The organism is Psychrobacter fjordensis (assembly GCF_904845995.1).
Lineage (GTDB): Bacteria > Pseudomonadota > Gammaproteobacteria > Pseudomonadales > Moraxellaceae > Psychrobacter > Psychrobacter fjordensis.
Window position 1 is genome coordinate 1 of sequence record NZ_CAJGYP010000001.1, and the last position, 26,704, is coordinate 26,704.

The 26,704-nt window shown below is 42.4% G+C and carries 20 protein-coding genes; 14 read left to right on the forward strand and 6 right to left on the reverse strand.

Annotation, left to right across the window (positions count from 1 at the left end):
• Positions 1-952 (reverse strand): heavy metal translocating P-type ATPase metal-binding domain-containing protein (locus JMW61_RS00005; protein ID WP_201548249.1); only part of this gene is annotated, 952 nt, incomplete at its 3' end.
• A gap of 467 nt (positions 953-1,419) precedes the next feature.
• On the opposite strand from JMW61_RS00005, the gene mrcB reads away from it, so the two are divergent.
• From mrcB to purH, 6 genes are all read left to right on the forward strand, one after another.
• A complete protein-coding gene (gene mrcB, locus JMW61_RS00010; RefSeq protein WP_201548251.1) occupies positions 1,420-3,888 on the forward strand; it encodes a penicillin-binding protein 1B in 2,469 nt (822 codons plus the stop codon).
• Positions 3,889-3,920: 32 nt separating this feature from the next.
• On the forward strand, positions 3,921-4,715 hold the full coding sequence (locus JMW61_RS00015; protein ID WP_201548253.1) for a tetratricopeptide repeat protein: 795 nt from the start codon (positions 3,921-3,923) through the stop codon (positions 4,713-4,715).
• A 122-nt stretch (positions 4,716-4,837) separates the two neighbouring features.
• On the forward strand, positions 4,838-5,764 hold the full coding sequence (gene prmA / locus JMW61_RS00020; RefSeq protein ID WP_197218457.1) for a 50S ribosomal protein L11 methyltransferase: 927 nt from the start codon (positions 4,838-4,840) through the stop codon (positions 5,762-5,764).
• Between the two features lie 182 nt (positions 5,765-5,946).
• On the forward strand, positions 5,947-7,131 hold the full coding sequence (locus JMW61_RS00025; RefSeq protein WP_201548255.1) for a DUF3426 domain-containing protein: 1,185 nt from the start codon (positions 5,947-5,949) through the stop codon (positions 7,129-7,131).
• A 205-nt stretch (positions 7,132-7,336) separates the two neighbouring features.
• Positions 7,337-7,699, forward strand: coding sequence for a DNA-binding transcriptional regulator Fis (fis, locus tag JMW61_RS00030; protein WP_110922421.1), 363 nt, complete (start codon positions 7,337-7,339; stop codon positions 7,697-7,699).
• 153 nt (positions 7,700-7,852) lie between these two features.
• Complete coding sequence (gene purH / locus JMW61_RS00035; RefSeq protein WP_201548257.1) at positions 7,853-9,433, forward strand: bifunctional phosphoribosylaminoimidazolecarboxamide formyltransferase/IMP cyclohydrolase; 1,581 nt, start codon at positions 7,853-7,855, stop codon at positions 9,431-9,433.
• Between the two features lie 198 nt (positions 9,434-9,631).
• Here the strand turns inward: purH and JMW61_RS00040 are convergent, their stop codons facing one another.
• Both JMW61_RS00040 and JMW61_RS00045 read right to left on the reverse strand, forming a co-directional pair.
• Positions 9,632-11,506, reverse strand: a complete 1,875-nt coding sequence (locus JMW61_RS00040) for a SurA N-terminal domain-containing protein (protein ID WP_201548259.1) — start codon at positions 11,504-11,506, stop codon at positions 9,632-9,634.
• A gap of 384 nt (positions 11,507-11,890) precedes the next feature.
• A complete protein-coding gene (locus JMW61_RS00045; protein ID WP_045445077.1) occupies positions 11,891-12,163 on the reverse strand; it encodes an HU family DNA-binding protein in 273 nt (90 codons plus the stop codon).
• 518 nt (positions 12,164-12,681) lie between these two features.
• On the opposite strand from JMW61_RS00045, the gene JMW61_RS00050 reads away from it, so the two are divergent.
• The 8 genes from JMW61_RS00050 (at position 12,682) to fdx (ending at position 20,202) form a co-directional block, all read left to right on the forward strand.
• Positions 12,682-13,326, forward strand: a complete 645-nt coding sequence (locus JMW61_RS00050; RefSeq protein ID WP_201548261.1) for a hypothetical protein — start codon at positions 12,682-12,684, stop codon at positions 13,324-13,326.
• A gap of 535 nt (positions 13,327-13,861) precedes the next feature.
• Positions 13,862-14,371, forward strand: a complete 510-nt coding sequence (locus tag JMW61_RS00055; protein WP_110922417.1) for an Rrf2 family transcriptional regulator — start codon at positions 13,862-13,864, stop codon at positions 14,369-14,371.
• Positions 14,368-15,594, forward strand: coding sequence for an IscS subfamily cysteine desulfurase (locus JMW61_RS00060; protein WP_197100802.1), 1,227 nt, complete (start codon positions 14,368-14,370; stop codon positions 15,592-15,594). The genes JMW61_RS00055 and JMW61_RS00060 overlap by 4 nt, the downstream gene beginning before the upstream one ends.
• A gap of 149 nt (positions 15,595-15,743) precedes the next feature.
• Entirely contained in the window at positions 15,744-16,154 is a 411-nt protein-coding gene (iscU, locus tag JMW61_RS00065) for a Fe-S cluster assembly scaffold IscU (RefSeq protein ID WP_110922415.1), read from the forward strand.
• Positions 16,155-16,551: 397 nt separating this feature from the next.
• Positions 16,552-16,872, forward strand: a complete 321-nt coding sequence (iscA, locus tag JMW61_RS00070) for an iron-sulfur cluster assembly protein IscA (protein WP_110922414.1) — start codon at positions 16,552-16,554, stop codon at positions 16,870-16,872.
• Positions 16,873-17,002: 130 nt separating this feature from the next.
• On the forward strand, positions 17,003-17,584 hold the full coding sequence (gene hscB / locus JMW61_RS00075) for a Fe-S protein assembly co-chaperone HscB (protein WP_201548271.1): 582 nt from the start codon (positions 17,003-17,005) through the stop codon (positions 17,582-17,584).
• A gap of 328 nt (positions 17,585-17,912) precedes the next feature.
• The gene (gene hscA, locus JMW61_RS00080) at positions 17,913-19,793 is read left to right on the forward strand and encodes a Fe-S protein assembly chaperone HscA (RefSeq protein WP_201548273.1); all 1,881 of its coding nucleotides are present in this window, start codon (positions 17,913-17,915) and stop codon (positions 19,791-19,793) included.
• A gap of 70 nt (positions 19,794-19,863) precedes the next feature.
• Positions 19,864-20,202 carry an ISC system 2Fe-2S type ferredoxin gene (gene fdx, locus JMW61_RS00085; protein WP_201548275.1) on the forward strand — a complete coding sequence of 113 codons (339 nt, stop codon included), beginning with the start codon at positions 19,864-19,866 and terminating at the stop codon, positions 20,200-20,202.
• A 106-nt stretch (positions 20,203-20,308) separates the two neighbouring features.
• Here the strand turns inward: fdx and JMW61_RS00090 are convergent, their stop codons facing one another.
• The 3 genes from JMW61_RS00090 to mfd form a co-directional block, all read right to left on the reverse strand.
• Positions 20,309-21,559, reverse strand: a complete 1,251-nt coding sequence (locus JMW61_RS00090) for an adenylate/guanylate cyclase domain-containing protein (RefSeq protein ID WP_227687321.1) — start codon at positions 21,557-21,559, stop codon at positions 20,309-20,311.
• A 615-nt stretch (positions 21,560-22,174) separates the two neighbouring features.
• The gene (locus JMW61_RS00095) at positions 22,175-22,609 is read right to left on the reverse strand and encodes an HIT domain-containing protein (protein ID WP_110922409.1); all 435 of its coding nucleotides are present in this window, start codon (positions 22,607-22,609) and stop codon (positions 22,175-22,177) included.
• A 223-nt stretch (positions 22,610-22,832) separates the two neighbouring features.
• Positions 22,833-26,534 (reverse strand): transcription-repair coupling factor, encoded by a 3,702-nt coding sequence (mfd, locus tag JMW61_RS00100; RefSeq protein ID WP_201548279.1) that lies wholly within the window; start codon positions 26,532-26,534, stop codon positions 22,833-22,835.
• Positions 26,535-26,704: the final 170 nt, after the last annotated feature.

Sequence of the window (26,704 nt, forward strand, 5' to 3'; positions counted from 1 at the left end):
TATGCTCGATGTAACGCCCTGCCAATAAGCAGAAAATAAACATGCTGACCGAATCGTAATACGTTTCCCCTTGCCCAGTAATCGTGGCATAGAGACTGGCGAAAAAAGTCACAATTAGCGCAATACTGACAGGCACATCCATATTGACTTGGCGGGCGCGAACCGCTGACCAAGCTGATGTAAAAAACGGTAGTCCAGCATAAAAGAAAACAGGTGTGCTGACGAACAATGAGACCCAACGTAGAAAATCACGCTGCAATATCAGCATATCGCTATATTCACCAAAATAGAGCGCCACAGCGTACATCATTGCTTGCATCGAACCCAGTGCTGCGATACCAAGACGCAGCAGCATTTGATTGGTATGGCGTGCCAGCATAGCCTCATGCGTGTCTTGACGATAAGGCTTGGCTTCATAGCCGATTTCATTGATAACGGCCAGAATACGGCTAATCGGCAGCTTATCTTCGTTCCAAATCACCCGCATGCGTTGGTTGGTCAAATTCACCTGACATTTACTGATACCATCCAACTCGTCGAGACGTGATTCAATCAACCACGTACACGCCGCACAACGTAGATTATTGACAGACAACTCTGCCACCGACATACCATCCTGCGCATACACGAACTGCTGCTTTATCTCGTCATGATCATAAACCTCAAGACGTGTCATCTGAGTAGGCAAGCTTGCCGTACGACTAATCTCCGAGCGGTCCAGATAGTACTGCTCCAGTCCTGCCTCTACGATACTCTGCGCTGCCAATTGACAGCCCATACAGCACATCTCACGTGATTGACCCAGTATCTCGGCATAGAATGGTGGCTGCGGTACAGGATCGCCGCAATGAAAGCAATCGCCCGCAAGTGGCAGCACTAGACCTTCAATGATCGAGTTGTCTTCATAATGATGGTTTGGGGTGGAGGCTATTGATGGAGGTACACTAGACATAATCGCGCTTACTTCCTTTAGACAGGTTTGCTCGAACCTTATTCATTCAAGTTCGTTTCAAGTAAATTCGCTTCGCGTGCAGCTTGCTATCATTAACGGTACTCAATGCTTAGGTTATAGAACCAAATAAAACAGTAACTCTAGAAGTCTCTTGGCGTTGCTAGCATAAAGTAATACGCAACAATAACAGCGGATAATTCATAAAAAATACATCGTTGTAGCAAGATTAAATTGCTATCGTGAACGACTATTCTATATGGCATCTATAAAAGCAATTAAAAGCTCCTGATGCGTTTATATTCATGTGAATACTTTAATAAAGATTATACTATAAGCAAGTGCTGTAAGCAGTCTCAATGCTCATAGTTTAATACCAATGAATGCTAACTTTGACGATGATAGATTGAAAAATTTGTCATTTTGCGTCATTATGAAGCAGTTTTTTATCCCAAAATGGTGCGATATCAGTGCAAAAATCCAATTCCAAGCTACCAAATACCCAGTTACCACAGTCTGCTAGGCCTATTGTCAGCACGCTACCTTCACAGCAGCGTGGCTTGGTATTTAGTAGTCTTATATTAATTGTCATTATCGCGGGTATGGTGCTGCTCGCGCTATACTTAATCAAACTTGATCGTACCATTACCCATAAGTTTGAGGGTAAGCGCTGGGATATTCCTGCCAAAGTATATTCACAGCCACTTGAGTTATATCAAGGTGCTAGTGTCGATACCGATACGATGAAAACTTGGCTAGAATTGCTTAACTATCAAAGCAACAAAGCTTATGATCGCACTGGCACTTATCATAAATCAGGTAATACCTACTTTATCCATACGCGTGGCTTTACTTATAGCGCCAATGATGTGGACAAAGAGCAAGTCATCAAAATGACTATTAATGGCAATAAGATTTCATCGGTACAGAGCACCTTACCTGCCAAGAGTGGCATCATTCGCTTAGAGCCTGTCAATATTGGTGGTATCTACCCAGATAGTAACGAAGATCGTATGGTCGTCTCATTAGATGACGTGCCACAGCCGCTCATCGACGCGTTGATCGCCACGGAAGACCGTGCGTTTTACGAGCACAAAGGGGTATCTGTACGCGGTATCGCACGCGCCGTAATAAATAACTTCTCTGGCGGCTCTAGACAGGGCGGCTCGACCATTACTCAGCAGTTGATCAAAAACTTCTATCTCAACTCAGACCGTACGCTAAAACGCAAAGCCAACGAAGCATTAATGGCTGTACTACTTGAATTGCATTACAGCAAAGACGAAATTCTACAGACGTATCTAAACGAGATTTACTTAGGTCAGAACGGTAAGCGCTCTATCAATGGTTTTGGCTTGGCCTCACAGTTTTATTTTGGCAAACCACTCAAAGAGCTGCGCTTAGATCAACAAGCCATGCTTGTCGGTATGGCAAAAGGCCCAAGTATCTATAATCCACGTCGCAATCCAAATGACTCAAAAGAACGCCGTAATATTGTTCTTGGTAATATGCTGGCTGTAGAATCACTTAGCCAAGAAGATTATGATAAAGCGATTGAACGACCGCTTGATATCGTGGAAAAACCTGTTGAAGGTAAGAGCCAATTCCCTGACTTTTTGGATATCGTCAAACGTGAACTGAACACTGTTTATTATTCTGATGACCTCAAAAACGAAGGTCTCACTATTATCAGTACGTTAGATCCGATTGCGCAGTTGGCAGCAGACAAGGCCGTTGATAAAAAACTGGGTGAGTTACGTCGCAAGAGCAGCAAAACCAAAGATTTACAAGGTGCTCTAGTGAGTGCCAATCCTGAAACTGGCGAGCTGGTATCTGTGGTCGGTAGTGGTAGTGAGTTTACCGGCTTTAACCGTGCCGTTGATGCCAAGCGTCAAGTCGGCTCATTATTAAAGCCAGTCATTTATATGACAGCGCTCGAAAGCGGACGCTACAATCTCGCAAGCTCGGTAGATGACTCACCAATTACGGTCAATTTAAGTGACGGTACTAAATGGAACCCGAAAAACTACGACAATCGTGATCACGGTTATGTCCCATTTACCACTGCACTATCACAATCATATAACCAAGCGGCGGTACGCTTGGGCATGGAGTTTGGGATTGATACCTTTGCCAAACAATTGAAGCGTATGGGTGTAAAAGAAGACATACCACCATATCCTTCAGCACTGCTAGGCTCTGTCAATCTTAGCCCGATGGATATGCTTGGCGTATACCAAGTCTTTGCGACTGGTGGCTTTCGCACCCCTATTCATAGTATTCGTACGGTGATAGATGATCGCGGCCGTATCTTGCAACGTACTGGACTCAATACTCAGCGCAGCATCCCACCTGAGACCAATTACCTCACGAATTACGCGCTACAGCAAGTGGTCGCAACTGGTTCTGCTAAACGTGCAAAATCACTTGGTAGCAATTTAAACTTGGCGGGTAAAACAGGTACCACAAACGACTTTCGAGATGCTTGGTTTGCTGGTTATAGTGGCAACTACGTCAGTGTGGTTTGGGTTGGTCGTGATGACAACAAACCTATCGGTCTAAGCGGTGGTAGTGGTGCATTACCAGTTTGGGTTGATTATATGGACCGTCTCAAGCTGACGCCTGTCTCATTACCAGAGCCTGAAGGCATTGAATGGTTATGGTTAGAGAACAACTCAGGTAAGCTCTCTAATGAGCGTTGTACTGATGCCCGTTATCTGCCAGTACTGTCAGCACATCTACCAGAAGAGGCCAGCAGTTGTGCGCTTGGCCTATATCAACAAGACCGTGCACGCGAGCAGTCACAACTACAAAATCAACAAGGCAACTTTGAGATTCCAAATGGTGAAGCCGTTGATACAGATAGCCAAGAAAATAATGATGAGCAAAATGAAAACGATGCTGATACTTGGTATGATCGTGCCGTTGAATGGTTCTAACATTGCTTTTAAATATTACAAAAGGTCTCAACATGTTGTTATCTCTGAAGCACGCTACGTCAGTCAAGCCAGCCGTTATTGGTAGTTCTAAAAAGCCCACCTCAGCCAATGCTATACTGGTAACCAGCGCACTTATCAGCATGTTGGGTTTGAGCGCTTGTCAGACTGCGCCGACTACGATGACGACAGCCCCTTCTCAGACTGTCCCATCGTCGCAAATGCCTGACATGTCTGCGCCTACTGAGACTCAGGCCCCTATCTATGAAGAGGGTGCTGACAGCGACTATCCTATCGAACCTGACAGTTCTGTTGAATCGACAAATCCACTGACTCAAGAGTCTCCGGTGTTTGTACCATCCAACCCTATACCGACTCAGCCTGACACTGTCTTCGTTATCCCTTCTCGTGAAGAATACGTAGTCCCTGAGCCATCTATACCATCACATAGCGAACTGTTAGAACGTGCTAGAAGCAACTCGCAGCAACGAACGCAACAAGCGACCAGTAACAATAGCAACCTGCCAGCGTTTCGCAGTTTAATGCAGACAGGTGTCAATCAGCTCAAAACAGGTCAATTGACCAATGCTGAAAGCAGCTTTACCCGTGCACAGCGCCTAGCACCCAAATCATCAGCGGTATATTTCTATTTAGCACAAGTGGCATTGAAAAAGAACCAACCTCGTAAAGCAGAAGCAATGGCACGCCGTGGTCTTAGTGTCTCTCAAGACGCCAATCGCAGACGCTCGCTATGGCAAATCATCTTGCAATCAGGACAGGCACAAGGTAACTCACGTGTCGTCAGTGAGGCAAAACAAGCATTACGTTAATATCAAAACATCTCTAAGTGAATAGATGCCAAGTTTATAACTTTGTAATCTATTCACTTTTTATATTCTACACTACATCATTTATCCAAAATATACATTTAATTTAGCTTAAGGTTATCGTTATGGCATGGCAACAACTACATTTACAATGTGAAAAAGCAAACGTCGATTTGGCTGAGGCGCTACTACTAGAGGCAGGCGCACTGTCTATTGCCTTAGATGATGCAGGTGACCAGCCTTTGTTTGAACCATTACCTGGTGAGTCTCCTCTATGGGATGAAGTTATCCTAACAGGGCTGTTTGATGCGACGACTGATGCTGGCAACCGTCAGGCTGTCGAGCAGTTGAGTCATGAAATCGCCGCTCAAGTACAAGCCACCCGTGTTTGGCTGAGTGCTGTCGATGACAAAGACTGGGAACGCGAATGGATGAGTAATTACCATCCTATCGAATGTGCCAATAACCTATGGATCGTACCCAATTGGCTAACGCCACCGAACCCTGACGCGACCAATATTATTATGGATCCTGGACTGGCCTTTGGTACTGGCTATCATGCGACCACGCGCTTATGTCTCGATTGGCTAACAGAGCAAGATTTAAAAGATAAAGTGGTCATTGATTATGGTTGTGGCTCAGGTATTTTGGGCATTGCTGCTTTGCTATTGGGTGCACGCCAAGTTTATGCAGTTGATATCGATCCACAAGCAGTATTGGCAACCAATCAAAATGCAGAACGCAATGATGTTGGTGACCGTCTACAAGCATTCTTGCCAGAAGAATTTACGGATTACTGTTCACAGAATTCTGTCTTGCCAGTAGACGTTATCGTCGCAAATATCTTGGCAAAACCATTAATTGGCCTAGCCCCTTATTTTGCGACTTTAATCACGCAAAAAGGTAGAATCGTACTAGCAGGCTTGATAGAGTCGCAAACTGACCAAGTCACTGATGCTTATCAGCCTTATTTTGCTCTTGATGCAAAACATGCTTTCACAGCGCAAGAAGACCAACATTGGCAACGTCTATCTGGTACATTTACAGGCTAGCAACATTTAATTACATCTGTTACGATAGAGGGCAGTCAGATACCCTGTGTTTGACGCCACTCTATCCGTGCTCATGACTCATAGATTTTTAAATGCTTTTGAATGATGGCATTAGCATCATAGGCAGCCTTTATTGAGTGGCTAAGCGGTATTGATAACCATATTTTTTTGGATTCGACCCTATGACTACGCCAATACAGACCCAGTGCCCTCATTGCAAAAATTGCTTGAAAATACAGCAGGATCAGCTCAATAGAGACAATGCAACAGTCATCTGCGATCAATGCCACCAAGGTTTTTTAGTCAACAAACATCTTGTTGTAAACCCTGATGTTTCTAAGATATCAGCCTCTCCCGTAGAGACAGCAACAACCCAAAAAAAGGATATGTCGACTCCACATAACCACTCTGCACAAACATCTAAAATCAATAATAAAAACAGCTCAGATAACACTAAATCAGCATTTAAAAAACCACCTTCAAAAAAAATCTCCTCTGATATATTAATCCATGATGACATGGATACCGATGAGACAGACGATACCGCTTTAGAATACGATTCTCTAGACAGTATGGATGCGTGGTTGGATCAAATAAACGAGACCAATTATACTTCAACAGTGTCTGATGAACCGTCAAATGCCACCTCTAAAACAACCAGTAAAAGCATCAGTTCAGCCGTCTCTAATGATATTCACGCTAATATCGATGATACGACTGACAACTCATGGCTCGAAAAGCTTCTTAAAGATCAAAACAAAAGCGAAGACATACTACAAGACGAAACCGACTTATCACGACTGTTACTCAATATGGGCGTGCCACTTAGAGACGAAGACAAATCCATTGATGAGCGTGTGAGAAAGTCTCAAGAGCAATTTATACCAACGCCGAGGAAACGTTCAGCAGCATCGTTACTATGGATACTCGGGTGTTTAGTGTTGGCACTATTACTCTTTGCACAATATGTCATCTTTAACTTAGAGACTTTGGTAAAGAATCCTGCTCATGCTGAAAAACTCCAAGCAATATGTTCAGCTATTTCTTGTAGCTTACCCAGTGCCAATATAAATACTCTGACTATTAGCAATGCCAATCATAGATCCAGCAAAATAAAAATGACGGGTAAATTTAGCGATATAAGCGCTACATTAAATAATCAAAGTGCAAGCACTCAGCTATATCCAAATGTTAAAGTCAGCGTCTATGGTAGCAATGAGCTAATTGGCGAGTTTATTGCTACACCAGCTGACTATCTATTAAGTAAGCAAAGCCAACTGGCTGCAGACAGCAACCGTCAGATACTCTTTACTATACCCGTTGCAAATACACAAATCCGCGATGTTAGCATCAGCCCCTTGTACTAAGTTTTGAGCTAAATTGAAGCTTATAACATTGAGTTAATGCTTATCAGTCAGAGAGGTTTGTATTCATACTATTGAGAATAAGCTTTCGTAAATAGCGTCAATGCTAAGATAACTGCCAATATATCAGCGCTAGACGACATTAATTTGATATAATACCCACAATATCTTATGGTTTGATTCTCCCTAATCCCAAGGACATTATCTTATGGCGCCTCATGCACAGCATTATGCCAATCATTTTGCTACAAGCTCTGAGCATCCTGCCGATTATAATAAAGAAAACTACCCTCAGCCGACTCACCACTTTAATGCGTCAGTAGACAGCTATGCGAGTAATACGCATGAGCCGCTACGAGTACACGTTGAGCGTGTGGTACGACAGTATTTTGCGATGCTAGGCGATGAGACACCCACCGACTTATACGAGCTCATCCTAAAACAAATAGAAGAACCGCTCTTATCTGTCGTCCTTGAAAAAACTCGGGGCAATCAAACCAAATGTGCGCAAATCCTAGGTTTAAACCGTGGCACTTTACGCAAAAAACTCAAAACTTATGACTTAATGTAGCCCTTGCTCTATGAGCGCACTTATCTTTAACAACCATCATTATGCATGGCAATTTAATACTCCTGACATTATCCATTGTGATACTGTTTGCAATAATTGTCTTCATCACCTTGCCAGACGTTTACGTCAGGCTTTTTTTATGGAAGTTTTTTTATGAGTACTACCCCACTTGCATTGTTATCGGTCTCCGATAAATCTAATATCGTTGAATTTGCTCAGGGCCTTATTAAAGCAGGCTTTGGCTTACTTTCTACTGGCGGTACTTATCGGTTACTCACAGAAAACAACGTTGATGTGACAGAAGTATCAGACTATACCGGTTTCCCTGAAATGATGGATGGCCGTGTTAAAACACTACACCCTAAAATTCATGGTGGTATCTTAGGACGCCGTGGTAAAGACGATGCTGTCATGAGTGAGCACGCCATTGACCGTATTGATTTGGTGGTGGTGAATTTATATCCGTTTGCTGAAACCATTGCACGTGCTGATGTCACGATGAACGATGCTATCGAAAACATCGATATCGGCGGCCCTACCATGGTTCGTTCAGCTGCCAAAAATCACGCCCATGTGGGTATCGTGACTGATCCGGCTGATTATGACCGTATTCTTACCGCATTAGGTGATGGTACTGCATTGACAACGGCTCTACGCTACGACTTGGCAGTGAAGGCTTTTGAACATACGGCACAGTACGACGGTATGATTGCCAACTTCTTAGGCAGCCGTGTGAACGAAAACCAAAAAGCAGAAAACTTCTCACGTACATTCAATGTACAGCTTGAAAAAGTCCAAGACCTACGCTACGGTGAAAACCCACATCAAAACGCTGCTTTTTATATCGAAAATCAGCCACTAAAGAGCCAACAAGCTTCTATAGCGACTGCCAAGCAACTACAAGGTAAGGCACTGTCTTATAACAACATCGCTGACACTGATGCAGCCCTTGAGTGTGTCAAAGCCTTTAGTACGCCTGCTTGCGTTATTGTCAAGCATGCAAATCCTTGCGGCGTCGCAGTTGATAATGACCAAGTAGCTGCTTATAACACAGCCTTCAGTACCGATCCTGAATCTTCTTTCGGTGGTATCATTGCCTTTAACCGCCCATTGACGCTCGCAGCAGCAAAAGCCATTATCGACAATCAATTTGTAGAAGTGATTATTGCGCCTAGCATCGAAGATGGTGTGCTTGAAGCGACTGCTGCTAAGAAAAACGTACGTGTATTGGTATGCGGCGAGCTACCAGCACCAGATCAACGCGATATCCAGCTAGACTATAAACGCGTTAATGGTGGTCTACTCGTACAAGAGCAAGATCTTGGTTTGATTACTGCCAATGATCTAAAAATCGTTACTGATGTACAACCAACTGAAGCACAGATTTCAGATCTACTGTTCAGCTGGAACGTAGCAAAATACGTCAAATCTAATGCCATCGTCTATGCCAAAGGTCAGCGTACTATCGGTGTTGGCGCAGGTCAGATGAGCCGCGTTAACTCAGCTCGTATTGCTGCCATCAAAGCAGAGCACGCTGGACTAGCGACTGAAGGTGCTGTTATGGCCTCAGACGCGTTCTTCCCGTTCCGTGATGGTATCGATAACGCTGCTGCAGTAGGCATCTCTGCTATTATCCAGCCAGGTGGCTCTATGCGTGATGACGAAACCATCGCTGCAGCCAATGAGCATGGCATTGCAATGGTCTTCACTGGCATGCGCCATTTCCGCCATTAAACCGTCTAGTATCTTGAAAACTGGCATTAATAGCCGTACTAAATTGTATACTGCTGTTAATGCTACATTCTTATGATAAAAGCAATATCCATTAAAAAAGCCACTATAAATAGTGGCTTTTTTATACGTCAAATTTAATAAGGATATTTAGAAAATATGATTTAGCAATCACACCATATTCCCCTCAATTCCTGATTTTTAGCGCCCTTGCGCATTTGACATATTGGCTTCGTTAATCTCAACTTTATACACCAAGCGTAGATAATCTAAATAGTCTTGTAGCTGATCCTGACCTAAGTTATCACGGATAATGCTAGCCGTTTGCGCTCTTTGCGCATCAGATAATGGCGACTGTGGCTCTGTCTTGATACGATCACCAACCAACAGAGTAGCACCCGTTTCTGTTTCGCTCGCAACAGCAACCACACCATTATTAGCCGCTTGCTGACTGAAAGCCAATCCACGCTCTTTTTCTGTCAATAGCGTTGTTTGACGGTTCACTGCACCCAATGACTGAAGGCTGACTGGCTGCTTGCTAATATCAGCTGACGTCTTAATACCAGCGACCAACGATTTGGCTTCTTTCAATGCCAATGCTGTGGCTTTTTGCTGACGTAGTATCTGGGTAATTCTTGGCGTAGCGGCAGATACAGCAAGCGTTTTGGTAGGACGATAATTGCTTGGCTGTACCCATACTGTACCGTTACCCACTTCGATACCAGCGGTCACTGCTTGATCTTGAATGGTAAACTCATCAAAAGCTTGCTTGATCACCGCAGGTTGTGACAGTACTGATGTGTTGTTCTCTTTGCGGTAATCTTTGAGACGCTTCAATGTCACGTTCTCTTGTTGAGCAATGTCTTCAATACTAAAGCCATCTGCTGCCATGTCATTAATCGCTGTTACTTTATCAGCATACATTTCCTGACGCTTATACTCTGTCGCCTTGGCTGTTAAGTCATCACGCATGCTCTCTAAAGTTGGTACTTTACTACCATTGTCTTCGGTCACCGTAAATATCTGATAGCCAAAGCTGGTCTTGATAGGTGCGGTGATATCACCAACACTCAATCCCTCTAACGCTTTTTCAACTGCTGTCGCGTCATTGCCGAATACAGAAGGGTTAAAGCGACCGATACTACCACCCGTCTCTCCTGATGGGTCATCTGACTCTGATTTAGCTAATGCTACAAATGATGCCCCTTTGTCTAAACGCGCTTTAACCGTATCTGCTCGTGCCTTAGCATTATCACCTGTCAATAGAATCTGACTAACTTGACGCTCATCGACGATGGCTTGCTCTTGCTTATAAGCTTCATATTGCTGCTGTAGATCTTCTTTTGTAACGTCTGTCACCTGAATGGTTTGAGGGCTGAGTTGCAGATAAGCCAAATCTACCATTGCCGCACTTTTTAGCGTTTCTTTATTGGCATCATAGTAGGTTTGTATGTCATTTTTGCTCAATTTCACCTGATCGCTGTAGTCTTGCCAATTAAAGCGATGCAACCAGACGTTGCGCGACTCAAGCTGCAGATCAATCAACTGACTGACCGCTTGCATTGGATACACTGCCGTACCGACGATACTAGCGTTAAGCTGATCCAAGCTCAACTGATTGCGAAATTCAGCAAACAACTGATTCTTTGTCATACCGCGCTGACGCAAAAAGTTCGCAAATTGATCGTTAGAAAAATTGCCATCAGCATCCTGAAATACTTCTTCTTGACGCAACAAACGATTAATTGTGTCATCAGAAACTGTCATACCAAGCTTGCCTGCTTGCTGCTCTAGTAGCGTACGATCAATAAGACCTTTTAGGACTTGCTCGTGTAGCACATCCTCATTTAATAGACTGGCATCCTCAACTTGTTCTAATATTTCAGTACGACGGCTATTGACAGCAGACTGGTATTCGGTCAGCCCTACACTTGCGTCACCTACCTGAGCGACTTGGTTGGGATCGACTCCACCGCCAAAGTAACTTTCGACACCCAATAGAGCGAGCGGCGATAGGCATAAAATCAATAAAATGCGACCTGGCCAGCTTTTTAAGAAATCGCGCAATTTATCCATAGTTATCTCTGCTGTATTAACCTATATTGATGAAAAACCATTGTAATATTAATATGAATATCAATGCTATCTAAGCAGGCAATGGTAAAAGTAAGCGCGCGTGCATTTTATATAGAAGGACAAGACTGACTAAAGCAGCCTAGTTTCAACAACGCATCTATCGCGCGCCCTATGATACGTGATTTTTGGTGTAGACTCAAAATATTCACGTTGTATGATACAAACTATAGCAATAAAAAAAGCACCCAAATATTAGGTGCTTTTTTATAATTTAGAGTATGGCGTTGAACCATGCTATAAATCATCTACTACTTTACTATTGGTAAACGCTATGTTTATTCGTATATTACGTCATGACACAGCGCTTACTGATAATAGTATGGCTTAGTTCAAGCGCTCTTTTAAGTTTTTACCAGCTTTGAAGCTAGGTACTTTGCTTGCAGGGATGCTAAGCTCTTCACCAGTCTTAGGGTTACGGCCAGTACGCGCTTTGCGGTCTTTTACGCTGAAAGTACCAAAACCAACTAATGAGATGCTATCGCCAGCTTCTAGCGCTTCACCAACACTTTCCATAACAGCATTCAATGCATCACCAGCTTGGGTTTTATTTAGACCACTTTTGTCTGCGATGCTATCAATTAATTCTGACTTATTCATAAAATTTCCTTCAAGTTTAAGGGGGATAATAAACGCTCACGCCAAGCATTGTAACGCTCTCATAGCATTTAAGCAATAAAAACTGCCTGACTGACGTATTAACAGGTCTCGCTTTGTTATCGTCTTTATATCAAGGCAGCATAAGGAGCGCAAGCGATTTTACATATTTTTGTTCACTACACTACGTATTTGACACTCAATGTTACGCAAAGTATCTGCAACGGTTCTATCAAGGCACAATGTTCAACTAATGTGACCTCATCTTAAAGATACACCTATATGTTATCTTATCGTTTAGCGCTGGTCAGGTCACATTAATGCACCATCAGTCACAAACACTCGTGTCTTTATTGCCTAACAAATTGTAAAGTAATAATTGACTAACTGACAGAAACTAGCGTTACTTTTTATTATAAAGGCGTTACTATAAGCAAAATATTACTGCACATTTTGCGTCGATTTTGACCCTTGATTGTCTTTTGCCTATAATTTGCCAAATAAAAAAACGGATTATTTACATGAAGCGTTCTACGTTGTCTCACTCTTTTTCTAATATCATTCTGGTGTTCATCGAGTCGGCGCTGACATTACTGTTACGTTTAGATCCTGAACTACGTAGAGCTGCTTATCCACTTGCCAAGCAAGGCACTGTTGTGGCGTTGCGTTTGTATTTACCACACGTTGAAATTTTTGCTACTTTTAGTACCAAAGGCGTATTGTTAGATGCTCAGCTACCTATTGACCGTAGCGAACCTGATGTCATCATCAATGCCTACAGCCTTCAGGTTATCAATGCCATAACCACTCACGACAGCGAAACGACTGAAAAGTTACAAATGCGCGGTGAGTCTGTGCAAGTACAATTGGTCAAACAATTCATCATGCAACTCGGTCTGGGTAGCTTGATTCAGGGCTTGATCAAAAAAATAAACGGTGGCAAAGGTAAGTCTAAGCCAACTGAAGCTGACCTAGCAGAAAAAAAGGAAAACTATAAGTTACGCATTAAAGAACAACAAACTCAGATAAACACCCTTACTATCAAAAACCGTGAGCTTGAAACCACCGTAAAAGAATTACAGAGCAAGCAAAAGATGCTTGTTATTGTAACGGTCGCTGCTCTTGTCATTATGATTGGTACTATCATTGCGTTGTTGATGAATTAATCTCAACGGTACATCATAATTTAGAACGATGACTTAATAAAAAGCGGCTGACATCCATTACAGGATATCAGCCGCTTTTTGCTTCTTAATAATCTTAATATTGAATAATCTCAATACTTAGTCACTTCAACACTCAATCATCCCAATAATTAGTCACTTCAACAGAATACACAGACAAACTTACAATCTTCTGTTTCTCAGCACGTTCAAAAGCTATAAGCAGAATCTCTATAATCACCGCCACTAAACGGTTTTATGACTGCTTCTAAATACCATTGTTTTTATCAATCATAGTAATAAGCTAGATTAACCATTCAACCACACTTTAATCTTGACTAAATTACTCGGGATTAAGTATAATTGGTCCAATCGTTGCACACATCGGGTCAATCATCTGTTGTTTAATAACGATAAGACACAACTTAGCTGCCCTATGATTTATATCCGTGACTTGTATATTTATACGAATTGTTGCAGATATCATCTCGCTAAGATCGTTGTTAACTAAAATGATATAACAGTTTGGAGATAACACATGCGTTTGACTACTCGAGGCAGGTATGCCGTTACTGCGTTACTAGATTTGGCACTACAGACCAGCCAACAAGAAAGTGCGGTATCCTTATCTGATATAGCCAAACGGCAATCGATCTCTATCTCTTATCTTGAGCAACTATTTTCCAAACTTCGCAAACGTGGGCTCGTTACTAGTATTCGCGGTGCCGCCGGTGGTTATCATTTGGCTAAACCATTGGATCAGATAGATGTGATGAGCATCATCTCTGCCGTCGATGAGTCTGTAAATGCGATGCAGTGTGAAGGACGTGGTGATTGCCAAGGTGGTACAATGTGCTTAACCCATGATTTATGGTGTGCACTGTCAAATCATATCGAGCAGTACTTGAATAATATAACATTAGCACAATTATTAGACATGGAAAACGTGCAGTCAGTTTCCGAACGTCAGCATAGCTCTACTAAAGAGATTTCCATAAAAGACATAAATACTATTACTCTATCGAACAGCGAGGCAAACCCAGCATGAGCCAACATAACAACCTTATATACTTAGATTATGCCGCCACTACTCCAGTAGCTAAATCAGTAGCTGCTAAGATGAGCGAGTATCTGACGGTAGATGGCGTCTTTGGCAACCCAGCCTCGCGCTCGCACGGTTACGGCTGGCAAGCAGAAGAAGCAGTAGAGACAGCGCGTCAACAAGTGGCTGAAGTCATTAACGCTGATCCGCGCGAAATCGTCTTTACCTCTGGTGCTACTGAGTCTGACAACCTAGCTATTAAAGGTGCTGCACATTTTTACCAGTCTCGTGGTAAGCACATTATCACCAGTAAAATTGAACACAAAGCGGTACTAGATACCTGCCGTGAGCTTGAGCAAGAAGGGTTTGAGATCACTTATCTTGAGCCACAACCAAGCACTGGGCTGATCTTGCCAGAACAAGTTAAAGAAGCGCTACGTGAGGATACAATCCTAGTATCACTTATGATGGTGAACAATGAGCTTGGTACGCTTACTGATGTGACAGCAATTGGTGAAATCACTCGCGAAGCTGGTGTGGTTTTCCATGTTGATGGTGCTCAATCAGTTGGTAAAGTATTGATCGATCTTGCAGAGATGAAAATCGACTTGATGAGTTTCTCAGGTCATAAAGCCTACGGTCCTAAAGGTATCGGTGCTTTGTTTGTTAGCCGTAAGCCACGTATTCGTCTAAAAGCTGAGCAACATGGCGGTGGTCATGAGCGTGGCATGCGTTCAGGTACCTTACCTACGCATCAAATCGTTGGCCTTGGCGCAGCATTCGCCCTAGCCAATGACAGCTACAAAGAAGACAATGCCCATGCAGCAAAACTACGTCAAAAGCTGTGGGATGGTCTACAAGATATTGAAGAGATTTACCTAAACGGCGATTTAGAGCATAGCGTTCCTAACATTGTGAACATCAGCTTTAACTTCGTTGAAGGTGAGTCACTAATGATGTCACTTAAAGACTTGGCTGTCTCATCAGGCTCGGCCTGTACGTCAGCGACACTTGAGCCATCATATGTATTACGTGCTATTGGCCGTCCAGATGAATTGGCACATAGCTCTATTCGCTTTAGCTTTGGTCGTTATACGACTGAAGAAGATATCGATACCGTTATCAAGCAAATGCATGAAGCCGTTGACAAATTACGTGCCCTATCACCACTTTGGGATATGTACCAAGATGGCGTTGATTTAGATTCAGTCGAATGGGCTGAGCACTAAAATTACCAAAAACGAAGATATGGCTATCGAACATAGCCATTAACCGATTGATCAGACAATTACGATTAAGTGTTTGACCCCAATTATCAATGAGTAGCAGCGTTCAAATCAATCAGCTACTGCTCATTATCTAACTAGGAGAAAACCCCATGGCCTATAGCGACCAAGTTATTGATCATTACGAAAACCCACGCAACGTTGGCAACCTTGATAAAAACGCCAAAAATGTTGGTACCGGTATGGTCGGTGCTCCAGCATGTGGCGATGTGATGCGTCTACAAATCCAAGTCGATGATAACGGTATTATCGAAGATGCACGCTTTAAAACTTATGGCTGCGGTTCAGCTATTGCTTCAAGCTCACTCGTTACTGAGTGGCTAAAAGGCAAGAGCCTAGACCAAGCTGGTGAAATCAAGAACAGTCACATTGCTGAAGAATTGGCATTACCACCAGTAAAAGTGCATTGCTCTGTACTTGCAGAAGATGCTATTAAAGCCGCTATTAGCGACTATAAAGGTAAGCATGGCGTAGCAGCAGCAACTGAAGAAGCTGTTATCTAAGGCTAAACCTACTAGCCTATGTGCTGCATGGTATTAGCAGCACTATAGTAGCAACACGTTAAACAGCTGCTGATGCTAAAAAGGTGACAATGACACTTATGTAATTGTCACCTTTTATTTTCTAAGAGCCGCTAGGGCGTGTCATTAATTAGATTGTGAGTCTTAAAATGAGAAAGATTGTAGATAAACAAGGAAGAAATTGCCGTTAATATGAACATATTGACAAAATTACTGACGATGTTTAGCAAAATTTAGCCATTTTAAGGCCACTAAATGTATTAATGTGCTAGTTGATGGCACGCCCTATCATATTATCTTGGCAATCTCGTAATTTCAGTTGCCAGTCTATACAGATTTTTTTATTGATACTTATAATTAATAGTCAATGGGAGTTGGCATGATTGAAATGACAGAACGCGCCGCTCAGCATGTTCGAGACTTTTTGGACAATCGCGGCAAAGGTGAAGGCATTAGAGTCGGTATCCGCACAGCAGGTTGCTCAGGTCTAGCTTATGTTTTAGAGTTTGTAGATACACCTGACGAAAACGACACACGTTATGAAAGCCGAGACGTTAGCATCTTTATTGATCCTAAAAGCTTGGTATATTTAGATGGTTTGTTGATGGATTATGAAAAAGAAGGTCTCAACGAAGGCTTTAAGTTCAGTAACCCTAATCAAAAAGGCGAATGTGGTTGCGGTGAGTCATTTACAGTTTAATGATTTAACCCTTACAACCTTTACGCTCGAAAAACAGTAAACAGTCTACGCTGCAATCCAGATTGTAGACTCAGTGATAGAGCGTCAAACAGACAGACATTTCAAACAAATAAAAAGCAAGGCGTATGATATGACAGACATCACACCAGAAGCACAGTTTGATAACTTCTTTGCTTTATTTGAGCAACCAGTACAATTTGAAGTCAATCAAGACAGTCTCGATCAACATCTACGTCTGCTACAAAAACGTTATCACCCTGATAATGTCACTAAAAACCAGACTGACATTGCTCAAGCACAACTACAGTCTGAAAAATATTCAGCACTGATCAATCAAGCTTATCAAACACTTAGCTCGCCTGATAGTCGTGCTAGTTATCTACTAGATATAGCAGATCAAGCTCAAAATCTAGAGCATTCAATTGCAGACTTAGACTTCTTAGAAGATGCGATGGAAATGCGAATGGATTTGGATGACGCTATTGAAGGCAAAGATCTTCCAGCCTTGCAGCAGTTACATCCTCAAATCACAGAGCGTCTCGCAAAACAATCTGAGCGCTTTAGTAACGCCTATCAAGAGAAAGACTGGAACACAGCGATTGATGCGACACAGAAACTAAAGTTTTTAGTGAAGTTAAATGCAGATGTCACGACTGGTCTTGATGACGTTGCAGCTGCGGCGCTAGCAGATGACGATGATTTATACGTTTAGATAGCTGTGAACAATTTATTTTATCCAAAGACTAGGTTTTAGATATTTAGTTAAAAAATATTTGGTTAAAATAGTACCGACTATACCGTATAATCATTTATCCCAAAATTTATTGGCCGTTGTACGACTCTATTTTTATGGTAGAGAACATAGTCGAGACAGTCTAGAATTGATACAAGGCAACCGAGCATATATAGCAGTATTAGTTAACACGCTAGGTTCGCGCCGTATTACTTGATAAATATTTTGACTATAATTGTCAGACTGTCGTAATACCTATGTTGCACTTACCCCATTTCACTTATTCATTTTATCTTTGAGTTATTTTATGTCTTTAATGCAAATTGCCGAACCCAATCAAAGTGCCCAACCTCACCAGCATCGTTTTGGTTTAGGAATCGATCTTGGCACCACACGCTCGTTGGTCGCTGTGGTACGTTCAGGCAAGGCGCAAGTATTAGAAGCAAATACCAGCACTGATACCTTGTTACCGTCTGTTGTTTATTATCCAAGCACTGGCAAGCCATTGGTTGGTTATGATGCCCTAGCCCACTTAGCGGATGATCCAAAAAATACGATCGTCTCGGCTAAGCGCTTTATGGGTCGTAGCCAAGCGGATATCAAATTCTCTCATCCTTACGAATTAAGTGGCAATAAAGATGACATGCCAGCTTTTGTCACCGCTCAAGGTAAAGTCTCTCCTGTTGAGGTTTCTGCCCGTATACTAGCGGCGCTTGAGCAACGTGCAGCAAGCGCATTGCCTGAAGATAGTATCGAAGGTGCTGTCATTACCGTACCTGCTTATTTTGATGAAGCACAGCGTCAAGCGACCAAAGATGCGGCTCAAGCGGCTGGTATCAAGGTACTGCGTTTACTGAACGAGCCAACTGCTGCTGCTGTCGCTTATGGTCTTGATCAAGCCACAGAAGCTAGCGAAAAAGAAAGCTACTATCTAATTTACGATTTGGGTGGCGGTACGTTTGATGTCTCTATCTTAAAGCTGACTGACGGCGTCTTTGAAGTACTAGCCACTGGTGGTAACAGTGCACTAGGTGGTGACGATATAGATCGCCTCATCACCAATTGGCTTATCAAACAATTGAATATCGATCCAAAAGATGTCAGTCTTCATGACAAATCAATACTTGCGCAACAAGCCAAAGCTTATAAGCAGGCACTGACTGATAGTGAACAAGTCGATATCGACATTGTCGTCAATACTCAATCTTATCAAGGTGTATTGAGCCGTACAGACATCTTAACTATCGTAGAACCTGTTAGCCGCCGTACCTTAAGTGTCTGCGAGCAAGTACTACGTGATGCCAAACTCTCTAGTACTGATTTGGACGAAGTTATCTTAGTTGGTGGTTCAACCCGTATGCCTGCTATTCAGCAAGTCGTGACTGATTTCTTTGCCAAACAGCCACTGTGCCGCCTTAACCCAGATGAAGTAGTCGCTTTAGGCGCGGCGCAGACAGCGCATCAACTGGTCAACGGTGATAGTGACAACAACTTATTATTGCTAGATGTGACGCCGCTATCACTTGGTCTTGAGACTATGGGTGGCCTAGTCGAAGTGCTCATACCACGTAACACGCCTATCCCTGTTAAAAAACGTCAAGTATTTACAACTTATCAAGACGGTCAGACAGGCATGGTAATCCATGTTGTACAGGGTGAACGTGAAACTGTCGATAACTGCCGCTCACTTGGACGCTTTGAATTGTATGGCATTCCTTCTATGAAGGCTGGGTTTGCCCGTATTGAGGTTACCTTTAGTATTGATGCCAATGGTCAGCTAACGGTCAGCGCACAAGAGACCACAACCAAAACAGAAAGTAAGATTGAAATTGTGCCTTCTTATGGGTTATCAGACGAACAAAAAGAGCAGTTACTGATTGCAGGATTTAAGCATGCAGAAGAAGACAAAAATGCACGCTCTTTAATTGAAACCAAAGTAGAGGCTGAACGTGAAATATTAGCACTACAATCGGCACTTAATGAGTTTGCAGCTTTGCTATCTTCTGAAGAGCAGCAATCATTGGCTGATCAAATACAACTAATGCAAGAAGTACTGAGCACTAATGACTTAGCACTTATTGAAGCACAACAATCACAACTCAAGCCCCATAGTGATGCTTTTGCTGCCCGTATTATGAATCAGAGCGTCAAAACCAGTATGGCTGGTACGAGCGCCCAAGATTGGTAGCATATTTGCTTAATAGCATCTCCATTATATTTTTATTTCTTTAAATTGATTAGCATCGGAAAGACGATTTATGCCAAAGATTACTGTATTACCCCACCACGAGATTTGTCCTGAAGGCGCTGAAGTCGAGCTAGAGGCCGGTAGTAACTTATGCAAAGCACTAGTAGATAAAGGCATTAAAATTGAGCATGCTTGTGAGATGTCAAAAGCATGCACAACTTGCCATGTAGTCGTACGTAAAGGCTTTAATGGTCTGGAAGAGATGGATGATATCGAAGCTGACTTGCTAGATCGTGCTTGGGGGTTAGAGCCTGATTCACGTCTATCCTGCCAAGTAATAGTTGAGGACGAAGATTTAACCATCGAAGTGCCTAAATATACCTTAAACCATGCTAAAGAAAATCATTAGGCACTTGTAGAAAGCTCTTTTTTATTTTCATATAAAAAGCCAACGATCATTATGATTGTTGGCTTTTTTACGTATATATTCAAAGACTATTATTTGTCAATGCGGCTTACTTATTACCTATATCATTGCGTTTATTTTCTGCATTAATATCATTTTCATTTTTTTCGTTTTCTTGCTCAATACGTCCAAGCGCAAAATTTAACCGAGCTTTAACATCCTGATAGTCGTTATGATTCATGTCCTTGAAGTTTAAATGCAAATTAAATCCAGGTAATGTGTAATCAACCCATTTTGATAAATGAGCTTTATTGATATCAGGATCAAAGACTCGCCATGCTTGTACTTTCTTATCAAATCCTTTTAGATGAAATGCACCAGCATGCTGACACTCATAATTATGACAGACATAGTCATAAGTACTTTCACTGATCAATATCTCATCTTTACCAGCACTAGACTCTAGTCTCGCTGCCAAATTGGCTTCTTTACCAATCAATGTATAGCTAAGACGATTGTTACTACCAAAATTGCCCACATGGCAATAACCTGTTGTAATACCAATACGTATATATAGCCCCTCAAATCCCATAAGGCGCCACTTCTGTCTCAAGGTGCGCATTTCACGCCGCATGTCTATTGCCATCTCAAGACAGCTCAAAGCATCTTGACGCGTACCTTGACTGTTTGGCTCACCGAAAAAGCATATCATGCCATCGCCAACAAACTTATCAAGCACCGCACCATGTTTGTTAGCAATTAACGTCATACTATGCATATAGGTATTCAAAATATCAGCCAAATTATCTGCGCTAAGGCTATCAGACAACTCTGTAAAACCAATGATATCTGAGAACATAATAGTCAGCTTGGCACGTTTATTAGAAACGTTCACTGGGATATCTGCTCTTACGATCGGCTCCCAAACTTGCAGTGGAACAAAACGCGTTAATTTATTAATAACAGAGACTGCACTAGTCAATCGCCCAACCGCATGATGAGAGTAAGCTTCATAACGGACATACTTCCTATAAAAACACGTAAATCGACATAAAACAACGATCATGCTAGCCAACAATATGATAGGCGTTATCCAATCATCATAACCTTCTAGCTTCGGAATATTTAAAATAATACTAACATAATAAAAAATAATAACCGTTATTACGGATACAATGATCAATCTTATACGATTTTCGGGGCTACTAACAATAATTCTAAGACCTATTAATGCCGCTAGACTGAGCGAAATAATCATATGCAGCTCTATCGACCCAATCACCATAGACAGTAAAATAATGACAATATTAGATGTCCAAAAGCTGGCTTGGCGACCATAATTATAAATTAGAATTAGCATACTTGGCAGGCCAACAATGACAAGGAGCGCCATTGCAGTGGGTCTAAAGTCAAAATGTAAAGCGAGGAGTATAACGGTGAGTATTAATACGAAAACTTCTGGGTAATCGACCTTATCGTATACTTCTTCTTTTGTCAGAAGCTCTGGTCTCAATCTGTCTAAATTAGTCATATGAGTGTTCGCTTAAGCAAAATAGGCTATATATAGTCATTCCTCTATAAAAGTATTACTGCGTTAACCTCGCTTGAAGTATCTAATATACATCTACACTTGGTTGCCTTGTACTACTTTTAAATTGAATCGACTATATAGGAGAAACCAAGAGGCATGAGTATAAGTGTATTACCTATTTTTATGACTGATTGGACATAAGTACGGTCTGATACTACATTATACTTCTTAAAGGTTATAAATCCCATGCCACTCATAACCAAAAGAACACCACTTATCATTTAATTTGCCTTAATATCCAATTAAATTAAAATAACGATCTTTATTATTTAAGTTAAAAAACAAAAAATCCAGATAATAAATATCTGGATTTTTTTTAACTGCTGCAAAATAGACTTTAAATAACTTAGTATATTTTTATTAATGTAATTATGGATTAAGATTTTATTTCATTTGCCAATCAAAAGGCATTTGATGATGTCCACGTAACGCCATCATCAGAGTCTGCTGCATTTGTGCCAATACTTCTTTGGTATAAGGAACAGCTGGAACACCCCATACTGGGTTTGGCCACTGCATGTCGTTTTGATAGCGTACGATATGATGAAAGTGTAACTGTGGTACTTGATTACCCAATGCCGCTACATTCATTTTATCTGCTTGGAAAGTCTTGGCCAGTTGGCTTGATAACCAGCTCGACTCACGTAAAAACTGTACTTGGTCTGTTTCGGATAACTCATATAACTCTTTGATACCTGATACACGTGGCACCAATATCAACCAAGGAAACTGGCAATCATTGATTAAACGGCAAGTCGATAGCGGAAAGTCACCCACTAAAAAGCTATCGGCAGCAAGTTTATGATGAAGTTGGAACATAATGACGGTTCTCTTGTTATGGATCTCAAATAAAAGAAATCAAAAGTATAGAAAGCTAAAATATGAGTAAATAAAATATGGTCTCATTATTTTATCAGTTATCTATGCGATAAAATAGCGCCTTGACTCATTGCCTTGGCGTTTTATCTTTAAACTATCTGCTTGAACGACTTGGCCAATCTCCTCATTCGTCTATATAGCAGATAGCCACCACAGAATGAAGCTAAGCTGGCTCTACCACCATATGCTCGCTAAAATAGCGTAACAGCTCTTGAATGACCGTAACACGCTGTTGAGGCGTCTCGAGTTTATCGGCATTTTGGTAACGGATGCCAGACGCACCATTCATACGATAGCGCTGCCCATCTGTTTGAATCAGTTTAATAATCGCTAATGCATCAACAGGTGTGTCAGGTGCAAACTCTAGCGTCATACTACTACCATTGGCATCGATTTTGTTAATCTTCAATGGTTCTGCTTGTAAACGTAACCCATGAATGGCAAAGAGCTGCTTGGTTTGATCCGGCAATATACCAAAACGGTCAATCATTTCAGTCCGAATATCCGTCAGCGCCTCTTTATCATCGGCATTACTAATGCGTTTATAAAACAATAAGCGCTGATGCACATCATGCAAGTACTCTTCTGGTATCAATGCTGAGCTGTGTAGATTTATTTCACTGGTCAGTGACAGCGGTGTACTTAAATCAGGCTGTTTGCCCGCTTTAATCGCTTTCGTCGCACGTTCTAGCATATCCATATATAAGCTAAAGCCAATTACCTGCATATTACCACTTTGCTGCTTACCCAGTATCTCACCTGCCCCGCGAATCTCCAAATCTTCACTGGCCAGCATAAAACCTGCGCCCAGTGTGTTGGCACGTTCAATAGCATGCAGGCGGCGTTTCGCATCGCCTTTGAGACCTTTAATAGACGGTACAAGCAAATAACAGTACGCCTGATGATGGCTACGGCCAACGCGGCCACGTAGCTGATGCAATTGGGCTAAACCAAATTTATCAGCGCGCTCAATGATAATAGTATTGGCATTAGGCACATCAATGCCTGTTTCGATAATAGTCGAGCATACTAGCACATTGAATTTTTTGTGATAGTACTGCTGCATCACTTGTTCAAGCTGGCGCTCCTGCATCTGTCCATGAGCCACACCTACACGTGCCTCTGGAACCAGCTCGCGTATGGTCTCTGCCATGCGCTCGATACTAGCCACATCATTGTGCAGCAGATATACCTGACCACCGCGTAATAGTTCACGCAAAATAGCTTCTTTCATAAGTGCCTCTGTCTTTTGCATGACAAAGGTTTTAATCGCTAGGCGTCTCGCAGGTGGGGTAGCAATGATCGACATATCACGCATGCCAGAGAGCGCCATATTGAGCGTTCTAGGGATAGGCGTCGCTGTCATAGACATACTGTCTACATCAGTCTGAATGGCCTTAATACGCTCTTTGTGACGCACACCAAAGCGATGCTCTTCATCGACAATCATAAGACCTAAATTAGAAAATTTGACATCAGGTTGTAGTAACTTATGCGTACCAATAACGATATCGACCTTGCCAGCGGTCAAGTCTGCCAATACTGTGTCTTGATGCTTTTTGCCACCGAAGCGTGATAGCGTTTCGATACGTACTGGCCAATCAGCAAATCGATCACGGAAGTTGTCTTCATGTTGACCTGCCAACAACGTTGTAGGTACTAGCACCGCCACTTGGTAGCCTGCGCTAACGGCAATAAAAGCCGCACGCATGGCGACCTCTGTTTTCCCAAAACCAACATCCCCGCAGATAAGACGATCCATCGGCTGATTTTGCTTCATGTCTTCCATCACTGCATGGATGGCATTGGCTTGGTCAGGCGTTTCTTCAAACGCAAACTGACTGGCAAACAAATCATATTGTGACGAGTCTATTTTAAAATGAATACCTACTTTAGCTTCGCGTCTTGCCTGCATATTTAGTAGCTCAGCCGCGACGTCATGAATTTGTTCCAACGCTTTTTGTTTAGCCTTATCCCACTTACCACTACCGATTTTGTGCAGTGGCGCAAGTGCTGGATCACCGCCGCTATAGCGATTAATCATTTGTAAATTGGCAACTGGGACGTAAATACTGGCGTCACCATCATATTTTAGGTGAATAAACTCTTGCTCACCATCACCTACGTCTAACGTAATCAGGCCGTTATAACGCCCGACACCATGCTCAATATGGACAACAGGGCTACCTTGAGTTATTTCGGTAACGCTCTTAACCAAAAACTCCTCTGACACACCGCTCTGACGGCGACGGCGCGTTTGCAGTACTTGTCGACCAAATAATTGCGTCTCACTAATCAGCACCAAACGCTCTGGAACATAAACACCGCGCTCAATAGGCGCAACGGTTAGACCGACCTTTGGTAGTTTGCTATAACCAATCCCACTCGTTTTATCGGCTACTAGGAACGCTTCAAAACTGTCATAGGCTTTGATATCGACTTTGCCTTTAAACAACTCGATGAGAATCTCACGACGACCGGCTGTTTCAGCAACGATTAATACAGGTGTGGACGTTTTTTCTTGTATTTCTAAGAACGCTAAGAGCTCAGCGAGAGGTTCGGATTTTTGATGATTTACCGCTAGCTGCGGTGGTGACTGGGCACTTAGTCTTACCAACCCCTGTGGTTTGTTTGATGCAGGCTCTAATGATGAACTCTCATTATCCACATCAGCGACATCTGTCATCAATGCTAGCTCATCGCGCGCGCTTAGAATAACGCGTGGATAATCGTTGAGATGCTCATTAAGCTTATTAGACAAGAGATACAGTAGCTCAGGGGCGACGATAGGCTTATCAATATCATGACGGCGCTCTTCATAGCGGCGCTGAATTTGTGACCAATAATCTGCCTGTTTTTCGTTAATCAATTCATCAGTAATAAATAATGCATTACTTGGCAAGTAAGCAAATAAACTACTCTCTGCTTCCCAGTCTTTTAAATCAAAAAACAATGGCTGATAATATTCAAGCCCACTGCTGGCAATACCCGCCATCACGTCTTTATGCAGTTCAAACTTACGGCTACTCGTATTGGGGAATACCGCGGCAAAGTTTGTACGGAAGGTCTCACGCCCTTCATCAAGTGGAAATTCTTTTGCTGGTAGGATTTGAAACTGCTGAATAGGTTTTGATATATCTGGCAGTTTATGTAGTAGCGACAACGACTCTTTGCCCATACTACTGTCGTTACCACTCATCATTGACTTAAGATCATCAACCGTCAGCGTGCGCTGAGTCTGTGGATTGAAGAAGCGAATGGTTTCAATCTCATCATCAAACAGATCGAGACGCAGCGGAAATGGCTGACCCATCGCAAAAATATCAATAATACTACCACGTACGGCAAACTCACCCGGCTCAAAGACGTTTTCAACGGCGCGGTAGCCTGCTTTTGCTAGTAGTCCGCGTTGAGTGTTGATATCAAACTGGTCACCCACACTCAAATCAAAATGCTGCCCAATCAGCCAACTTGGCGGTGCTACTCGGTGCATCAACGCCTGTACAGAAATCAGCAAGACACCTGATGTCGGCATATCCGTCAACAGATTGATACGCTCGCTCACAATATCTTGATGCGGTGACAGTTCGTCATAAGTTAATGTTTCCCAATCAGGGAACACGTAGGCATCCACGCCGCAAAATGCCAGTTCTGTTTCTATCTGATTGAGCTGATTTTGGTCGCGAGTCACGACAACCTTGAGACGATCAGCCACATCCCATATCGATCCCTGTACCAAGCTTGCTAACCACAAACTACTGACAGCACCGTGCACAGGTGCTAGCCAACGCCGCTCGGCATTTTGGATAGGAAATAGCTGCTGGTTAATAGGGTCAAACGCGTCAGTCAAAGCAGTGATAGGCATATAGAATAGGATCAAAGTTAAGAGTCAGATAGCTATTATACGAATATTTCATCAATTACCAAAACTTATGCCGTAACGGTTTGTCACTTAAAATTTTACTAATTATTAAATGAACAATTAAGACCTTAAAAATACTCATTACCACCTAAAATCGTCGTGAAATGAAAAAA